Source organism: Hyunsoonleella aestuarii, from assembly GCF_006148925.1.
In the GTDB taxonomy this organism is placed as follows: Bacteria; Bacteroidota; Bacteroidia; order Flavobacteriales; family Flavobacteriaceae; genus Algibacter_D; species Algibacter_D aestuarii.
Map to the genome: position 1 here is coordinate 472,272 of NZ_VAWB01000001.1, position 19,237 is coordinate 491,508.

At 34.8% G+C, this 19,237-nt stretch carries 13 protein-coding genes; all 13 read right to left on the reverse strand.

All coding sequences use genetic code 11. The features are described from left to right. Positions 1 to 28 precede the first annotated feature (28 nt). A complete protein-coding gene (locus tag FEF17_RS02330) occupies positions 29 to 943 on the reverse strand; it encodes a polysaccharide lyase family 7 protein (protein WP_139000749.1) in 915 nt (304 codons plus the stop codon). A 5-nt stretch (positions 944 to 948) separates the two neighbouring features. Then, positions 949 to 2,889 carry a PKD domain-containing protein gene (locus FEF17_RS14490; RefSeq protein WP_139000750.1) on the reverse strand — a complete coding sequence of 647 codons (1,941 nt, stop codon included), beginning with the start codon at positions 2,887 to 2,889 and terminating at the stop codon, positions 949 to 951. Between the two features lie 16 nt (positions 2,890 to 2,905). Beyond that, entirely contained in the window at positions 2,906 to 4,354 is a 1,449-nt protein-coding gene (locus FEF17_RS02340) for a RagB/SusD family nutrient uptake outer membrane protein (protein WP_139000751.1), read from the reverse strand. A 12-nt stretch (positions 4,355 to 4,366) separates the two neighbouring features. Further along, positions 4,367 to 7,474 (reverse strand): SusC/RagA family TonB-linked outer membrane protein, encoded by a 3,108-nt coding sequence (locus tag FEF17_RS02345; protein ID WP_139000752.1) that lies wholly within the window; start codon positions 7,472 to 7,474, stop codon positions 4,367 to 4,369. Between the two features lie 431 nt (positions 7,475 to 7,905). After that, the gene (locus tag FEF17_RS02350) at positions 7,906 to 8,283 is read right to left on the reverse strand and encodes a cupin domain-containing protein (protein ID WP_139000753.1); all 378 of its coding nucleotides are present in this window, start codon (positions 8,281 to 8,283) and stop codon (positions 7,906 to 7,908) included. Between the two features lie 10 nt (positions 8,284 to 8,293). After that, positions 8,294 to 10,696 carry a heparinase II/III domain-containing protein gene (locus FEF17_RS02355; protein ID WP_139000754.1) on the reverse strand — a complete coding sequence of 801 codons (2,403 nt, stop codon included), beginning with the start codon at positions 10,694 to 10,696 and terminating at the stop codon, positions 8,294 to 8,296. Between the two features lie 21 nt (positions 10,697 to 10,717). Further along, positions 10,718 to 11,797 carry a T9SS type A sorting domain-containing protein gene (locus FEF17_RS02360; RefSeq protein ID WP_246046770.1) on the reverse strand — a complete coding sequence of 360 codons (1,080 nt, stop codon included), beginning with the start codon at positions 11,795 to 11,797 and terminating at the stop codon, positions 10,718 to 10,720. Positions 11,798 to 12,015: 218 nt separating this feature from the next. After that, entirely contained in the window at positions 12,016 to 12,783 is a 768-nt protein-coding gene (locus tag FEF17_RS02365; protein ID WP_139000755.1) for an SDR family NAD(P)-dependent oxidoreductase, read from the reverse strand. 17 nt (positions 12,784 to 12,800) lie between these two features. Then, the gene (locus FEF17_RS02370) at positions 12,801 to 13,865 is read right to left on the reverse strand and encodes a polysaccharide lyase family 7 protein (RefSeq protein WP_139000756.1); all 1,065 of its coding nucleotides are present in this window, start codon (positions 13,863 to 13,865) and stop codon (positions 12,801 to 12,803) included. Between the two features lie 54 nt (positions 13,866 to 13,919). Continuing rightward, entirely contained in the window at positions 13,920 to 15,194 is a 1,275-nt protein-coding gene (locus FEF17_RS02375) for an Nramp family divalent metal transporter (RefSeq protein WP_139000757.1), read from the reverse strand. Positions 15,195 to 15,216: 22 nt separating this feature from the next. Then, positions 15,217 to 17,097 carry an NADP-dependent phosphogluconate dehydrogenase gene (gene gndA, locus FEF17_RS02380; protein ID WP_139000758.1) on the reverse strand — a complete coding sequence of 627 codons (1,881 nt, stop codon included), beginning with the start codon at positions 17,095 to 17,097 and terminating at the stop codon, positions 15,217 to 15,219. A 32-nt stretch (positions 17,098 to 17,129) separates the two neighbouring features. Next, the gene (locus tag FEF17_RS02385) at positions 17,130 to 18,167 is read right to left on the reverse strand and encodes a polysaccharide lyase family 7 protein (protein ID WP_139000759.1); all 1,038 of its coding nucleotides are present in this window, start codon (positions 18,165 to 18,167) and stop codon (positions 17,130 to 17,132) included. A gap of 67 nt (positions 18,168 to 18,234) precedes the next feature. After that, on the reverse strand, positions 18,235 to 19,236 hold the full coding sequence (locus tag FEF17_RS02390) for a sugar kinase (protein ID WP_139000760.1): 1,002 nt from the start codon (positions 19,234 to 19,236) through the stop codon (positions 18,235 to 18,237). Between the last annotated feature and the right edge of the window lies 1 nt (position 19,237).

The following is a 19,237-nucleotide window of genomic DNA, read 5'->3' on the forward strand; positions in this document are numbered from 1 at the left end:
TAAAATATTCAAACTATTTAGGATCATATTAATGACTTACTTCTAATTCGTAAAACTTTACTTTTGAATATGCTCCTTCGTCCCTAGATTGAAAATAATTACCAGCTTTAAAATAATTTTCAAAAACACCCCATCTTCTCATATGAATATTTTCATAAACCTTAAATTCATTACCATTTAGAACAACTACCATTTTACCTTCAGATACTTTAACTTCTATTGTAAACTTTCTAAAGCCTACTTCTTGTTCAAAATTAAAACCTTTATCATCATCCCATGCCTCTTCATGAAGCAGTGCTACATCTGGAGCATTTACATTCTTTAGCACTTTTGTCTTTACACGAACTTTTCCTTTATCCCAATATATTTTTAAAATTGGTGGTGCATTATTATCATCTGCACCTATTAAATCTCGTTGTTCATTAGTTAATCGCCCATGTATCTGTAAAATTATTGTTCTATGATATTTCCCCTTCGAATCCTTTGTGGTTTCATCCATAGCAATTTTTGCCTTTAAATTACCGCCTTGTGCAAAAGTCCAATTAACACTATTACTTCCTGGCTCCATTTGCTCTCTTAACTCAGATCTTGTGTATTTAGTATTCCTTGTTTTGGACGCTGTTGGCATTGCATGAAATACAATTGCCCCAGCAGTAGAATCAATATACATATAAGGTTTCGCAATTTCATTTGCTGCGAAATCCAAGATTTCGGGAGGCTCAATTTCAAAGGGTTTCCCTTTGTCATTTGTAACAGGCAAGGTCACTTTCCAATGACTTAAATCAATTTTGGGAAGTTTTACCTTTTTATTCCTTTTTTTCTTTTTCCTTTCAACTTTAACATCCGTTTCTGAAATGCCACTTGCCTTTTTTTGGCAAGTAGCACTTACAGATATAAAACCTATTAACAATGCTATTAATATTTCTTTACGGATATTACTCATTATTATTAATTAGCATCAGTAATTGTAACATTATCAAACCTTGCAGAACCAACTACAGTTCTCACATATATAACTATCTCTCCAGTAGATGCTGTGAAATCAAACGTATACGTAGCATAACTAGTGGTTGCCGCTATTTGATAGTACCCATCAATTGCAGGATCGCTTGTAGATGCATTAATTCCAACTTCATCAGCTATCTCTGTATTTAATATGAATACTTCTGGGGTTAATCCCGCAGTATCACCTTTTGCATCAATAGAAAAAGTATATGTTTCTCCAGCTTGAACTGTAACTACTTGATATAAACGACGACCTGGTTCATCTAGTTTTGCTCCTCTTGTACCATTATTTCCTTCGCTCGTAGAGCCTGCTTGTTCGCTGTTATCACCATAAAAAGTATCAAGCCAAGAATCTAAGGCGCCATTACTCCAAAGCGCTCTATAAGGGCTTGTAACTGTATTACCGTCATTATCTACAACAGTACTATTAGGAGTCATATCCCACGCATCTGCATTATCTCCAGTGTTAACTGTATATTCGTCGAAAGTACCATTAAGAACCTGTACAACAAATCCTTGAGAAACTACAACTTGTGCAGTTTCAACATCCGTTGCTCCTGTAATACTGTATGCCGTTAAACTAACATCATAAATTCCATCTTCTGCATAAGTATGAGAAGGATTCATTCCAGTGAACTGAAATCCATCACCAAATTCCCATAATAACATAACGGCGCCAACAGATGCATCCATAAAAGCGTAGGTTCTATAGTCATTATCATCTACTTGATATGTAAAATCTGCCGAAACTGGAGCTTGAATGTCTATAGTTTGCTCTAAAGTACTTGATAAACCTGATTCGTTGGTCGCTGTAAGTTTTACAGTATAAATGTCGGCCACTGCATACACATGTGTTGGAGACTCCTCTGTAGAGGTATTTCCATCACCAAAATCCCACTCATAACTTACAGCTCCTGTTGATGAATTTGCAAACGAATATTCTAAATAATTAATTTCACTTTGAGCAGAACTAAATCCTACAGAAGGAGGTACAGCTCCTTCGGCGCCTATGTCAATCGTGAAATCATCTAATCTTGCTTCAACAGCACCGTTTGTAAAGAAAATTGCTACCGTATTGTTACTTCCTGAGTTAAATGACAATTTCTGTTGTACATATACATCTGGTTCATCATCGTTAGTTACGGTAACAGAAGCAATAGTACCGTTAGCTACATCTTCCAACGTTGTAAAAGTTCCGCCATTTTCGGTTACACCTAAAACAGAAACAATTAGCCTTGGATCTGAAGAATTTGCCAACATGGTATACCAAAAACTTAAATCGTAATTCATTTCAGGGTCTACAGTTATTTCTTGGTAACCAATACGGTCTCCCGCTGGAACAGGCAACTTAGCACCTTGATCTCCAAAAGTTACTGGACTACCTGTAATTTGAATAACACCTCCTAAGTCATTATTTCTCCAAGAATCTCGTCCATCACCACCACCTTCAGGCAATGTATCATCTTCAAAACCTGGTTCCACTATAATTGGTTGAAATGGTCCTTCAGCAACAATAACATCAATGGTTGTAGTTCCAGTTATACCATTTCCATCGGTCGCTGTTAAAGATACTGGATAAGTCCCTTCTCCTGCTTCAAAGGTAAATGAAGGATCTTTTTCAGTTGAAGTATTTCCATTACCAAAATCCCATGCAAATGATAAGGCTTCAGTAGAAAGGTTCGTGAAATTAATAATTTTAAAGTCATCAGATGAAGAAGCATAGGAAAAATTAGCTCCTGGAAATACTGTATCTTCTTTTGAATTAGCTCCAGGCAAATCATCCCTAAAAATTTCATCGCCAACACAACTTACAAAAATGCCTGCTATAACTAATGCTACTAGCCACAGTTTCGCTTTACTAAATATGTTTAATTTATATTTCATAGTTTTTATTTTAATATTAATACCCAGGGTTTTGTGTCAACAGCCCATCGCTTAAATTGATTTCTCTTGATGGAATTGGCAATAATAAATCTCTAGCCGAATATATATAACCCATCTCATTAGCATGAGCACTCAACACATCATTAGCGACCCCAAATCGAATTAAATCAAACCAACGTTGGTTTTCAAACGCCAATTCAACACGTCTTTCCGTTAAGAGTTCATCTTTAGTTATGCTAGAAATAGCATTAGGAGCAGTGGCAGGAAAAGCTCTATCTCTTATTTTTTGAAAAGATTCAATGGCACCAATATCTGATGTGCTATTTCCAGATCCTATTGTAGCTTCAACATGCATTAACAAAACATCAGCATAACGCAGTGCAATGTAATCGTTACCAGCGTTACGTGCGTTTGCACCATAAGTTGGTGGAGAAACTGTTATATCTGACCCCTCTGGTAAAAACTTTATAACCTCAATTGAACTACCTAGGTTAATAAAAGATTGTGAACTACGAACACCTCCAAATGCACTAAAGTCTGCAACTAGATTAGTGTTTACAATGTTTTGACCATCTTCCCTACCTTGACGAGAAAATGAAGTAAACTCTGAGGAGAAACTTTGACTTTCTAACGTATTACCAAATTGATATTGAATAGCGAAAATAATCTCGTCATTTAATTCATTATAAAATACATCCGAAAAATTTTCTTGTAAACTAAATTCGTTACTACTAATAATCGCTTCGCATAATTGCTCTGCTCCTGAATAGTCAGGACTTGGTTGTGACAAATATACCTTTGCCAAAATACCTTGAGCCGCTGCTCTAGAAGCTCTTCCTTTATAGGTATTATCCAATACGTTCGCAGCTTCCTGTAAATCTGCAACAATCTGCGCATAAATTTGTTCCACAGATACTCTAGTAAAAAGTGCTTCTGCGTCAGTTGGACCTACAACTTGCGTAACAAGTGGTACACTGCCAAAAAGTCTAACTAATTTAAAATAAGCATATCCTCTTAAAAATTTAGCCTCTGCAGTATATTTAGAGCGATTGCTCTCATCGGCTATATCAATAAATCTAAGTATGTTATTTGCTCTAAATATAACCTCGTACATTGATGCATAGTAATCTTCAGATTCAACATTGTTTGCATTAACTACATATCTATGAAAATCAGATTTTGAACCTTCTAAAGTTGCATTTCTGGTATTATCTGTACGATGCTCTGTTAAAAGATGCTCAAACTGTACGCCTCTATTGAAATTACCGATATTTGTTTCGGTATTCTCATTTACCCCTTGAAGGGCATCATAAATTCCCAAAATACCTGTCTGTACATCTGCATCTGTTTGAAAAAATGCCTCTTCTACTACCACGGTATCAGGTAAAGGATTTAAAAACTCGTCCGTATCACAAGCCATTAATAAAGCCATTACTGTGAATACTAAATATTTTATATATTTCATAATAATTATTTTTTAGAAATCAATGTTTAGACCTAGTGTAAATGTTTTAAAAATAGGCGTACCAGCTCTTTGAGAACCAAATGCTCTAATATTTCCATTATCATCATGCTCTGGATTAAAACCATGATAATCATCTGCGGTAATATATATAAGGTTCTGTGCACTAGCATAAATCCTTAAACCTTCTAAACCAATTTTGGCAAGTGTGTCTTCATGAAAATTATATCCAATATTCAAATTTCTCAACGAGAAATAATCTGCACTTGCAATCACCTCACTAGTGAGTACTTTTTCTTGAATAAATGACTCATGCGGCACTAAACCATCTGCAACTGCTTGAGCTTCTCCTCCACTTCGAGTCCTATTTCCAAACCAATTATAGAAATACTGATCACCAATATTATTTACCTGAGCCCCTAAGCTACCTTGTACCATAAAAGAAAGATCGAATTGCCCCATTTGAAATTCGTTTGTGAAACTATAAATCAAATCTGGGTAAGGGTCTCCAAGTATTGTTTTATCTTCTTCTGTAATAATACCATCACCATTTAAATCGACAACAATAGTATCATCTGCTTGACCATTAATTCTATTCCAAGGATTATCAACATAGGTAGTTCTAAAGCTAGTCTCATCATATTTTTCTGTATCTACTACATAGCCCCAGAAAGAAGAAATAGGTTCTCCAATTCTATTAATCCATTGAGAATTTCTGCCATAAGTATCCTCAATCAAAGCATTATTAGATTCTCCAAAACTCAATAATTCATTTTGATTTGCAGAAGCTATAAATGTTGAGTTCCATTTAAATTTCTCATTTGCAATATTTCTTGTTCTTAACTCGAATTCTATTCCTCTATTTTGAACCTCACCTAAGTTTACAATACCAGTATTAAATCCTGTAATATAAGAAACTGGGTTTTCCAATAGTAATTCATCACTATTTCTTCGGTAGTAATCAATAGAACCAGATATTCTATTATTTAAGAAACCAAAGTCTAATCCAACTGTTAGTTCTTCTGACGCCTCCCATTGTAACAAAGTATTCGCTATATTTAAAGGAGAAATTCCTGAAACGAGGCTTCCATCAACAACCGCGTTTGAGTTTTGTAATAATGCCAAATAAGGCCATGTGTTTTCTACATCTGATCCCACATTAAAATTCTCTGAACCAGTAAAACCGTAACTAGCTCTAAATTTTAAATTGCTCACTACATCACTTGACAATAGAAAATCTTCTTTTGCCACATTCCAACCTACAGATACAGCAGGGAAGTTACCCCATTTAGAGTCTATACCAAAAACAGAACTACCATCTCGTCTAATGGATGCATTAAATAGATATTTGTCTTTATAAGCATAATTTATCCTTGCGAAATAACCTATTTTTTTACGCTCTATATTCGATTGGAAAACGGTTGTATTATCTGGATTAGCTCCTTGAACATTTGGAAGACGATCATCACTAAAACCATTGGCATTCACCTCACTTATTTCACTTTTTCGTTGTTGTACCGTAAGTCCAGCTAATAAATTAATATCATGATCTCCAAAGGTTCTGCTATAATTTAAAGTATTATCTGAAACCAACCTAGTGCGATATCTATTCTGTAAAAAATAGTTCGACCTTGATGCTCCTGAAGCATGATAATTAACACCATCGTATCGATCTCTTTTACGTTGCTCCAGTGTAATTCCCAAAGACGTTTTTGCTGTTAATCCATCTGCCAACTTATAGCTCAAATAAGTTGAGCCAAAAAGTTTTGTGTTAAATTCATAGTGTTGACGCTCTACATATTGTTGATACGGGTTGGAATCTCCAGAAGTTCTAGGTCTCTCATTGCTACCATCATTATCATAATCTCTGTTTTCCAAATGGTTTTCCCAAAAATAATCTCCTACACCAACATCTGGATATCGACTACGATCTATAAACTCCAGTGTCTCCTCGGTATGATAAATAGGCAACCAAGGTGATTGACGCGTTGGGTTATGAATAGATGTAGGCAATCTCCTTTGCTTTGTGTAAGAAGGAGAAGCTCTTAATCCAAATTTTAATTTCTTACCTATTTTTGTATCAAACTTCAAGTTTGCAGTATACAATTTGTAATCGTCTGTAATTACAACACCTTCATCACCTAATGTTCTAAAAGAAGCACTATATGTGGAGTTTTCTGTACCTCCTCTTGCTGAAAGCGAATGACTAATAACATTCCCTCCATCAAAAAAAACATCTTGCCAGTCTCTGTTCACTCCAGAAATACTAGCTAAATCTAGCGCATACAAAGTTTCACCAGAAAGTGTCCCTGTAGCCGATTGTTCTAAGGCAGCCCAATCATTAAGATCTTTTCGATAATCGTCACTTCCATGAGCTTGCTTATAACCTATATAGGTTTGATAGCTAAACTTAGCTTTACCGGCTTTTCCACTTTTAGTGGTAATTAAAATTACACCATTTGCACCTTCACTACCATAAATGGAGGCAGATGCAGCATCTTTGAGAACTTCGAAGGACTCCACATCATTCATATCTATATTTGCAAGAAATTCTGAGCTTACTACAATACCATCGATAACTAAGGCAGGCCCGGTGTCGGCACTAACGGAACCAACACCTCTAATATTGATTGTTGGCGCACCACCCGCTTCTGCATTGGTCGCTTGAATATTAACCCCAGACACTTGACCTATTAAAGCATCATCTACACGAGATACAGCAATTTGATCTAAAGTCTCATTTACAACCTTGGAAATTGAGCCCGTTACCGTTGATTTTCTTTGTGTTCCATAACCAATAACTACCACTTCGTCTAGCTGCGCTAAATCTTCCGATAAAATTATATTTATGGTTGTTTGATTAGCAATTATGACCGTCTGCGTTTTATAACCAACATAGGTGAATTGCAATACTTCACCTTCGCTAGCTTGAATTTGATAGTTTCCATCAAAATCTGAAGTGGTTCCTCTTGATGTGTTCATCACCAATACATTTACACCAGGAATAGGCATATTATCTGCAGCTGATACGATTGTACCCGAAATAACATTCCCACTCTGTGCAATTAATGTAATACTAAAGAGCAGTATTACAATGAGAGTTAGTTTGTGTTTTAAATTCATAATTAGTTTTTTTATGTTTAAAATGTAAAGAATAACTAGTATTAGTTATACTAGTTTAAATTTGAAAGACTTCAAGTATCATAATTACTTCACAAACAACCTGCTCTTCTATTTAATTTTTGTAATTTTGAATTACAGACGAGTTGTTCTTAAATGACTACTTGCTCTTATTTTACTTCCCTCCTAAAAGAAGTAAATTATTTTAAAAGGATAGGCGTGCACCTGTCCTTTTTTATTTTTTCACCATGATAATAATAATTAATTTTTGAAAAGTTAGACATTTAATTTATTTAGTTTTATTGGAAAACCAAACTGGTTTACCAAATTGGTTTTCCAAATATATGTTATTTTTTTGTTAAAACAAATAATATTTCAATTTTAACAGTACTACTCAATAAAATCCTAACAACTAGGACTAATAGATTTATTCCTTATGTCTGTTTATCCCCAAAATAAGATACACCGCCACCAGTTAAGAAATCTTCTCTTACTGGACTAAATGTGTCAATTAGCATACCTTCTTCCATACAAACCGCACTGTGCAATAAATTAGGCTCTATATATACTCCATCTCCTCCTTCTACAATCTGTTTTACGCCATCAATTTCAAATTCAAATTTTCCTGAAACTACATAGGTAGCTTGGGTGTGAAAATGTTGATGTGGAGAACCCAGAGCTCCTTTCTCAAATTTCACTTTTACCATCATAATTTGGTTATCGTAACCTAAAAACTTCCTTGATACTCCTCCTCCAAGGTCTTCCCATTCCATTTCTTTTGTGATGATGTACTTTTCACTAAATCGATTCATAATTTATAATTTATTCGTTTTCTGTTAATGTATAAGTGCCTTGCCAGGTATACTCCTTATTATTTATTGTTAATTTATGTGCTGCATCTTTATCATTGTTTTCGTTTGAAATGATAAATACTTTTGATTTATTATTCTTTGTTTCAATTTGAACAGCAGTATATTCTTTTGAATTATACAGAACAGAAATGTTTTTAATGTTACTATAAGCATTTATTGCTAATTCTGATACTGGAGAATAGGTGCCATGTGATTCTATTACTGAAACAAACAAGGCGTCTTTTGCATTTTTTTTCCTTAAGATTAATGTTTGCTCGTTGCGCAGATTATATTCTGGATCATTAGCTCCTATTCTACCAAAAATAAGCTCGTCATTATTTGAATTTATTGCAGAATATGTATAAAACTTGTTGTTTAACAACCAATTTAACTTAATGTTTTCTCCATTAGCAGATGCACTCGCTTCCTTAAATAAATGCTGATATCCATCAGACTTTCCTAAAACTTCTGGTACATTCAATTTGTTATATGCAAAATTGGTTTGCATGACATGACCTAAAAAGTAGAATGGTAAATCGTATTGATTTGTGTTTTCTGAAGACACTCTCATAATATCTAACACATATGGATTCTCATAATCTTCATCTTTGATAGTAACCATAGTTCTATGAAGTTTAGTTCCAGGATACGCATTCTCTTCTTTTGCACTTGCAACTTGAACGTTTTCATTGGCAACGCTAAATACGTACTTGTTTGAATGATGCTTACTACCAATATCATACTTCCCTTTAAACTGTGAGGTTTCATTTTGGGTAATGGTATTATGGGCTATGGTTTGCTTTGCCCAAGTTTTGTTTTCCTTTAAATAATTACCACCGCCTTTCTGCTCAATATTCACGAAACGACTCATGCCATAATCTTGAACCACTTCCTCCCCATCTTCAAATAAAGCAAAAGAGAGCTTATCAAAATGTCCATGACTCAATCCGTGAGCAGTATATTTAAATACCAACTCCAACCCATAACTGCGTAAAATCCCTACAGCTCCTTCGTCTCCATTAGCACCATCAGATAATTCAATTGATTTTTTCACAAATGGCTTTTCTTTACCTTCCTTAATACCAAGAGCAACCGCTAAACCAGCATCATCCAGAGTAACTTCATCTTGCATTTTAGCTATACTTAATAATCCTGGATCATTACCTCCAAAATGATAGCCAATATCCACCGTAGATATTAACGATGCATTAAAATAGGACATACCTTTTTGTGCATCATTTAGTAAAAAGAAATCACCACCTGAATCAGATAAGTTCAATAAGGCATTAATACTTTTTATAAGCACACCGTCTTTATACTCAAAAACTTTATGTTCTGGTTTTTTATTTTGTAAGGCTTGAGCAAAAATTAAAAATGGGTACGAAGCATAACGCTGATAATAAGGCCCTTCGGTAAAATAGCCATCAGGAGAAAAAGGTTCATCTACATTGGCATAAAAACCGATTTTTTGTCCATCTTTTCTAATATAACCTCCGTCGTTGTCCTTTTTATTTGGATTAAAATTAACGTCTTTAACACCGTTTAAAGCTCTGTCTAAAAGTTCATCATCATCCATGACAAGCGCCATCATTCCCACAGCAGAATTACCCCAAGTTGCATGGTTATGGACGCGATTAAAAAATTGGGGGTTTTCCTTGGATATATAATCTGCAAAAGGCCTAAATAAATCTGTTTCTAGGGTATTGCGCTCCTCTTCATTTAAAAAATCATAAATACAATCATATGCTTGACTGGTATATACCAACCAATTAGAATCGTTTAAACATTGCCAAAATAATTTCCCTCTGGCGTAAGAACGTGGTTTTGGATGAATAGGCCATGTTGGATATTTCTTGGCATACTCAAACAACATGTCTTTTACAAATTGAGCATAGGTGTCATCCTCAAGAATTTGATATAACACACCCGCTTTTTGCATGAGTACATAATTCTTTTTATGTGTCTCATGTGTGTAACCTCCAGAATAATCTTTTGGAGTTGGCACATCAAATCCATTTTTAATTTCGGAATCTATTTCTTTTTTAGTGGTCGCTAACGTTTTATCAAAAATGGGGATACTACCTAAATTTGATCTAATGTCTTTAACGCCTTGTTTTGTTATGATTAAACTTGGGTGTCCAGAATTGGAAGTTACCGTATTCTCTTTGCTTTCTTTTTCTTTACATGAAAAAGACGTTAGAGATATAACTAAAACTAATAGTAAGGCAGATTTTAAATAGCTTGATATTTTATTAGTAGTATGAAAAAATAAAGTCAGAGAGCGTAATAACACAATAAGAAGAACATTAATGTTTTTTGACTTTTCTACTGATTTATTACAAATAAGCACTTCCTGAAAAATAATTTTGTTCATCTCAGTTTAATTTATTTAAGTTTATTTGACTATTAATTTTTCAACCCCAACATTGGTTGCATCCTTATTAAAAAAGACAAAGTACATTCCTGAATTTAGATTAGAAACATCTATAGACTTAGAAGATACATTTAATTTTTTCATGAGCGAACCTAAGCTATTATAAATCTGTATTCTATTATAACTGTTCGGTTTAAGCTCTATTATTAAAACTTTAGAGGATGCTGGATTAGGAACAACTTTAATCGATTTATTTTTCAGACTTGAATCATCAATCGATAACGTACCTGTTTCTTCAATGCTAAAATTGGCAAACAAAACCTGTTCATCTCTTAAATCCATTTCATTAAGCAAGCTTCTATAAATTCCCCATTTTGGTCTTACAAAATCGGCATTGGTTTGCCAATTTTTCAAGGCGTTGTTAGTATAACTAAACAATGTAACCATATCACTTACCCTTTTAATCTCAATAGAATATGTGCCTGCATTAGGGCTAGCATTAGTACCATACTTAATGGTTTCTACAACCTCAACCCACACCCCTCTAAATGGTGTTAAGTCTGTTTTTTTTAAAGTGGATTGTGAGGATGTTTCAGCATAACGCAGCTCCAATTGATCTGGAGTTCCTTTGCGGGTAGTTAATGTGTACATAGGCATACTTGAGTAAAGACCCCCAACAGATTTTAACTGGTGAATATGTGTGAAATTAGGAGACGACTGAAACCCTGCATCTAATTTAAATTTCCATTTATAAACAACCGTTTCTCCTTCAATGCCTTTTAGATTATCTGGAGACTTATCGTAAGCCTTAATTTCATTACGCTGCCTGTCAACATTTATACAGCGGTCGTTGTCAGGCGTAACATGCATTTGAAAGCGGAAAACATTAGCATTTAAATCATTATCGTAAACTTCATCAATATGCCTTCCAAAACTAGAATGGTTACAATCTGGTACTTCAGTGACATTATAACCAGGTGCCATAACAGAGTTTATTAATTCGTAAGTATTTCCTGCCCCATCTGCATCTAAAACAACTTGAGAGGACATAACCTGAAATTTACAGAAAAGAATAAGGCTAAAGACTAATGAAACTCTCATAATACAATTGGTTTACCAATTTGGTTTACCAAATATATGCATATTATTCTATTCCCCAAATACTTTATCTAAGTATTTCAATTAAAGATCCATTTAATACATTAATGGCTAACCAATTAGCAACCAAAAGTGCTTATTAACAAAGAAAGATTACACAAGTTATTATCCTTTAAGATTTTTAATATTAGTAAGCTTCGTGCTGTATTAAAAATAAAAAGCTACATATTGTAAACGCCTCCATTAATGTCGAGTGTCGCGCCTGAAATGAATCCGTCGTATTCTGACGCCAGAAATAAAACAGCTCGAGCAACATCGTCTGCATTACCAGCTCGTTGAATTGGGATACCTGCCGTTGTCGCAGCCGCTGACTCTTTTGTTGTATGGGTGTTGTGAAATGAAGTGCCAAGAATAAGACCTGGAGCAACTGCATTAACTCTTATACCTTGCGGCCCTAATTCTGAAGAAAGCGCTCTTGTAAACGTTAAGATAGCGCCCTTGCTAGTTGAATAAACTAGAGATCCCGGATGCCCCCCTTTACGTCCGGCGAGTGACGCCAAATTAACAATACTACTATTTTCGTTTTTTGCTAAATACGGTGATGCAGCTCGAGTTACAAACATCATAGAAGTAAGGTTAATATCCATAACTTTATGCCAGAATTCAGTATCCATTTCATTCAACATTCTACGTGCAACCAATGAACCTGCATTATTGATTAGAACGTCTAAACCACCCAATGCCTCTAAAGTTTTATCTACCAAGGTATTCGCATCTGTTTCTTTTGTTAAATCACCACCTATAACAAACGCTTTTTGTCCTTTACTAATAGCATATGCTTTCAATTTGTTAGCAGTATCTGCACTAGAAAAATAGTGAATTGCAACATTAGCTCCACTATCAATAAAGTGTTTAGTTATTGATTCCCCTATACCCTGAGCACCTGCTGTAATGAGTATATTTTTACCAGTTATTTTATTTTTAATCATGTTTATTCCTAATAATTTTAATCATTTTTAGTAAAATAACCCTCATTAGATACAGCCTCATCACTTACATAATTACTTGCTTTTTTAAACCAAACTTCGGCATAATTTCCAGTTTCATACTGTTTAACAATATTGCCTCCATAAGTTTCACCACCCGTCGTTACGCCATTGGTTTGATTGTAACAACCTTGTTTAAAAAAAAGTCCCTCGCCAGCATAAGCATTTTCGCGCTCAATTCCATCTCTACCGCTTTCAGAGTACAAGTCTCGTGTTTGCAAGGGAATACCTGCTTTGGTTGTATATTCTGATACAATTAAATTTTTTGAAAATGTTTTAGCTTCGTGGCCATCACTCTTGAATTTTAAGTTCATAATACCATCTTTAACAAACACTTCATAACTAAATTCTTCACCTATTTCAAGTCCTTCTTGCGGTTCCTCGGGATAAATCGTTTTATCATTTCCAACCACAGAAAAATCGTAGCCCCAGACTGCAGTGGAATAATCCCATCTTCCCGAATTATCATCACCTTTTGTGTTGATTTCATAATTCCAAAAAACGGAACCTTTAGTATGTCCCGGAAATTTTTTGTAATATATCTTGAGTGGTTCATTCTCATGTCCATCGGCACTATGAATTTGCCCAACGACTACAGAATATGCCCCCGCTTTTGTCGCATCACCCGAAGTTGATACATTAATTACTTTAAGTGTTGCTGTTAGTTTGTCATTAGCACTATTTGGATACCATTTTTTTGTTTGGGCTAATTCAGTTCTAGTATTCTTAGATGTGCCATGAGTATTGCCACCATTTGGTGACTTATATACTACCCAATTTCCAGAGTCATCGGTTGTTGCATAAAAGTAATCCTTATGTTCATAATTTAATGGTTGACCAATATTGGACCCGTCACCCAAAACTAATTTGAAATTATTAAAGATTGGAATAATATCACTTGGGTAAACGGTTTTCTCTAATTCTTTTATTTCTAATTTTTTAGTATCATTTTTACAACAAATTAATGTTAGGAAAGCACAAATGCTTAAGGCTGGTACTAATGAAGTAATATTTTTTTTATTCATTTTTAATAATTTATTTATTCTAATAATCTTTATTCAGATTTCTGTTTGATTGTCTTAAAAATAATCTAGCAATGCTAAAATTCCATTATATGAAATCACTAGAGAAAAGAATAGTGCAGCATACATCCCGATATAAACACCAAGGCTCGTTTTATAGTCCTTCATAATCTTTTTACTGCTTAGTATAAGTATGATTCCGAGCACTACAATTGGCAAAACAAACACATTAAATACTTGCGATAGTATTTGAACTTCTATTGGATTTGCCCCAAACACTGGTCCAATTAGTGACACTAAACATGCTATGGCCGTAATAATTCTAAACTGACGCGAATTAGTGTCCAATATTCCTGATTGATAATCGGCAACCAACAGCGGTGCTATCAATAAACAAGGAAATATGGATGATAAACCTGCACTTAATGCGCCAAAAAAGAATATGGTAACAGCCCACTTTCCGGCAACAGGTTCTAAAGTATTTGCCATATCCAAAACCTCGGTCACTACTTTTCCTTGATGAAACAACGCGCCGCATGATACCGCCATTATAGTGCCACTAATTACAAATATTAAGATAGCGGCTGTTATCGAATCCTTTTTTTGTTGCTGAAGATTTTTAATGGTCCACCCCTTTCCTTTTACAAAAAGTGGGCGAGACAAAAACGTTGCCGCAGCCATAGTGGTGCCGACAAAAGCAGCCACTAACATTTTGCCTCCAGGAACTTCTGGAATGGTTGGTATTAAACCCTTAACTACATCTATTGGTAATGGCTGTACAAAAAATAAGGATAATAAAAATGATAAGCCCATTGCGCTAACAAATATGACTAAAATCTTTTCGAAAAATGTGTACTTGCCAACCAGCATCAATAAGTAAAAAGTAACAATTATTATTATGGCTGTTATCAATACGGTCTCATATTTAAATGTACTTAAACCCTCAAAATTTATAGCCAGTATTTCAAAAATGATGTTAGATGAAATTCCCAAAATTCCCATTAGGGAGTTCCATTGCCCAAACGTGATTCCGACAATAATTAAAATTGCTAAAACCTTACCAAACTTTAAATGCTTTTTAAACCCGTAAAGCGCAGTTTCACCTGTAATCAGAGCATAATTACCATAGGCAAACATTAAGACCCCTGAAAAAAAACAGCTTAGTAAAAGCACCCAAAGCAACTGCATACCAAATTCGCTACCAGCAACAATCATGGATGTTACACTGCCTGTGCCAATGGTATAACCAATGGCAAAAATACCTGGGCCAAAACCTAAGACTAAAGCAATTATCTTTTTTAAAAACGACTTTTTAGTTTCAGTTACTGGCATAATATGGTGGTTTAGTTGGTGATTAATTCCAGTCGGTATGATGAAAATCCCCTGAAGGATCATCTGTTCTTTGGTAAGTGTGTGCACCAAAGTAATCGCGTTGCGCTTGTATTATATTCGCCGATGAATTCGACGTTGTGTACGCATTTAAGAAGTTTACAGAATCACTTAAACAAACAACAGGCAGCCCACTTAAAACACACTCCACCACCACTTTATTTATTGATGGCTTCAATGCTTTTAACTGACTAATAATTGATTGATTGGTTAATATATTATCATCTTCTTTTAAAACCGGAATCAACTCTTCCACAAAATCAGACTTTATAATACAGCCATTTGTCCAAATCCTAGCAATTTCGCTTAAATTCAAAGTCCAATTATAAGCTTTTCCTGCTTCTGATATGAGCTTTAATCCTTGATAATGATTCATGATTCTGGCAAATTGATACGCGTTTAAAACATCATCTGAATTAAGGGATAATTCTGAATGGGTAATTCCGAAATTTTCACTAGCATAAAGCCTTTCTTCTTTATAAAATGATGTATAACGAGTAAATAAAGCTGAAGCTATTAAAGTACTTGGAGCTCCTAATTGTGCGGTGGCAATGGTGGTCCAATTCCCTGTACCCTTGTTACCTGCTTTATCTACAATTTTATTCAAAAGCCAGTCGTTACCATCCTTTTTTCGTAATATATCTATTGTAATTCCCAATAAGTAACTATCAACATCAGATTTCCACGACTCGAATATATTCGCGATGTCATCTGGGTTTTTACCCTTGGTTTTAAAAATGTCATAAACTTCAGCCAACAATTGCATTTCAACATATTCAATGCCATTATGAACCATCTTTACAAAATGTCCGCTGCCCTCTTCACCAACATAAGTACAACATGGTAGACCATTAGCATCTTTAGCTGCTATGCCTTCTAGATAAGGCCTTACCAGCTCATAGGTTTCTTTATTTCCACCAGGCATAATTGACGGCCCTTTAAGAGCACCTTCCTCACCTCCAGAAACGCCCACGCCAATAAAATTTATGTTCTTTAATTTTAAATAGTCGTAACGTTCCTTAGTCTTTAAATAATTTGAATTTCCGCCATCAATTATAATATCACCATTGGACAGATAAGGAATTAAATCATCAATAACCATATCGGTAATCTTACCCGCATTCACCATTAGCATAATTCTTCTAGGTGTTTGCAAAGAGTTTACAAAAGCTTCGATATTAGAAAATGGTTGAGATTTTTCCAGCTCTGGGTGGGTATTCTTAAAATCTATTGCAACGTTCTCTTCAGAACCCTTTACTTCACGGTTGAATATGGAAATATTAAATCCTTTTTGAGCTAAATTTCGACTTAAGCTCTTTCCTATGACTCCTAAACCAAACAATCCAAACTCCGATTTCACTTCTATCTCGTTTCTAATTTTTTCTACTATATCTTCCGGTGACAAACTAATATCAATGATTATAGCATCTTGAGGGCATTCTAAAGTATCAAACTGAGATTGTAATAACTCTGAACTCATAAAATGATTTGATCGCTTATTAATACGTTCTTTAATTTGATTGAAACTTCCTGATAGGTATACCCATTTGATGTTACTTATTATACCTTCTGACAGTATCTTACGATAACTTCGTTTTAATGCTGAACAGACTATAACACAACTATTTTTTTGCAACTGTTCTTTTGCTAACTTATTCAAGGTTTGTAACCAACCATAACGATCTTCATCATTAAGTGGTATCCCATTTGACATTTTTGTAACATTGGCTTCTGGATGAAAATCATCACCATCAAAAAATGGTGTGCTTAATACTTTGGCCAGTCGGCTGCCAATAGTACTTTTTCCACTTCCAGAAACACCCATAATAAAAATTACCCGGTTCATAATATTATTTTTAGTAGACCACTAAAATACAATTACTCTTCGTTTGGCCTTGTTCCAGGACCTAAAGATCCATCTTTAAACCATACTTCGGCATAACTTCCATTTTCATATTGTTTGGCAATATCTCCATTATAAGTTTCTGATTTGGTAGATTTTCCATTAGCTTGATTATATGCTCCTTGTTTGAAAAATTGAAGCTCTCCAGCATATGCACTGTCACGTTCAACCCCAACCCGTCTTTTTGATGCATACCAATCCACTACTTGTTTTGGAATGGCACTGGCTTTAGCAAAATCCGATTTTAACAGGTTTTTAGTGAACCTTTTTGTTTCATGACCTTCACTTGTAAAAGTCAATGACATAACCCCATTATAAACATTAACTTCATAACTGAATTCTTCGCCCAAAGTTATGCCATCCGAAGATTCTTCTGGATAAGAATTTGGACTTGTACCTAATACAGAAAAATCATGTCCCCAAACAGATGTAGAAAAATCCCACCGACCATCGTTATTCCCTTCTGTATTGATTTCATAATTCCAAAAAACAGATCCTTTTTCGTGTCCTGGGAATTTCTTGTAATAAATTTTTAAAGGCTCATTTTCGTGCCCTTCGTCACTATGTATTTGTCCAACTACAACAGAGTAAGAAGAGCGAGCAGTAGCATCACCTGTAGTTGACACATGATTAACTTTTAATGTCCCTGTTAGTTTTCCTCCTTCTTCTGGTATCCATCGCCTTTTTTCTCCTAGTTCAGTCCTTGTATTACTTGAATTTGGAGAGGTAATACCTGAATTAGGAGTCTTATAAACCACCCAATTGGTTTCTACTTCTTTTTCAACATAAAAGAAACCTTTTTTTTGGTAGTTAATCAAAGAATCAGAACGAGTACCATCTCCTAAAAGGATTTGCCACTTATCCATAAAGGGTATAACATCACTCGGATAAACAACTTTTTGTATTTCCACAGGCTCTGTTTTCTTTTCTTTGCTCTTACAGGCATTAAAAGCCGAAACGAAGCCAATTAATAAAAATAGAAGCGATATGGATGTAGTAACTTTGGTTCTCATTTTATTATATAATCTTTATTATTATTTTATTGGAATATTTAGAATATAGAAATTATCCATGGTTCAATTACCTCCTAATAGCTCCAGAGGTGTCTCCATCCATTAGATTTAATACATTATCAAGGGAGACTGTATTAACGTCTCCTGGGACCGTATGTTTTAAAGCACATGCTGCAGAAGCAAAATCCATAGCTTGCTTATCATTATAGTGCAGTAATCCATAAATAAGACCTGCAGCAAACGCATCACCGGTACCCACACGGTCAATGATATGGGTGATATTCAGCATTTCCGTTTTTATATATTCTTCTCTATTCCACAATTTACCCTGAATTTGGTGATGTGAAGCGCTTATAGTTCTTCTAGTTTTCTTAACAATTTTTTTGATATTAGGGTAAACGTCTATTAATTTCTTGGCTAAACTTTGAAATTTATCATTAGGATCTCCCAATCCAAACATCTGGTTTATTCCATCACTGCTTGTAATCACAACATCGCAATTTTCTACCAAATTAGGAATGACTTCCTGCATAGTCTTTCCATATTTCCACATGTTACTTCTAGAATTGATATCTCCAGATACTGTAATTCCCATTTTATTAGCTGTTTTTATAGCATCGAAACAACACTGTGCGGCGCCTTCTGAAATCGCTGGTGTTATGCCTGTCCAATGAAACCAATCGGCATCCTTTAGAACATCCACCCAATTGACCATAGAAGGTTCAATTAGCGAGAATGCAGATCCTTCTCTTTCGTATATAACCTCACTAGGCCTGTGCACTGCACCCTTTTCTAAAAAGTATTTACCAATCATATCATCTCCATAAATTACATGCTCAGTGCTTAACCAATGCCTTCTTAAAAATTGTGTTGCTGCCTTACCAAGGGCATTATTTGGAAAGCGCGTAACGTGGGCTGCTTTCATACCTAGATAAGCACATGAGATAGCAACATTTGCTTCACCGCCTCCATAAACAAGCTCAAAAGATGATGCTTGAGAAAATTTTTCATGCCCTGGAGGTGATAAACGCATCATTACCTCACCAAACGTTATCAGTTTTTTAGCCATA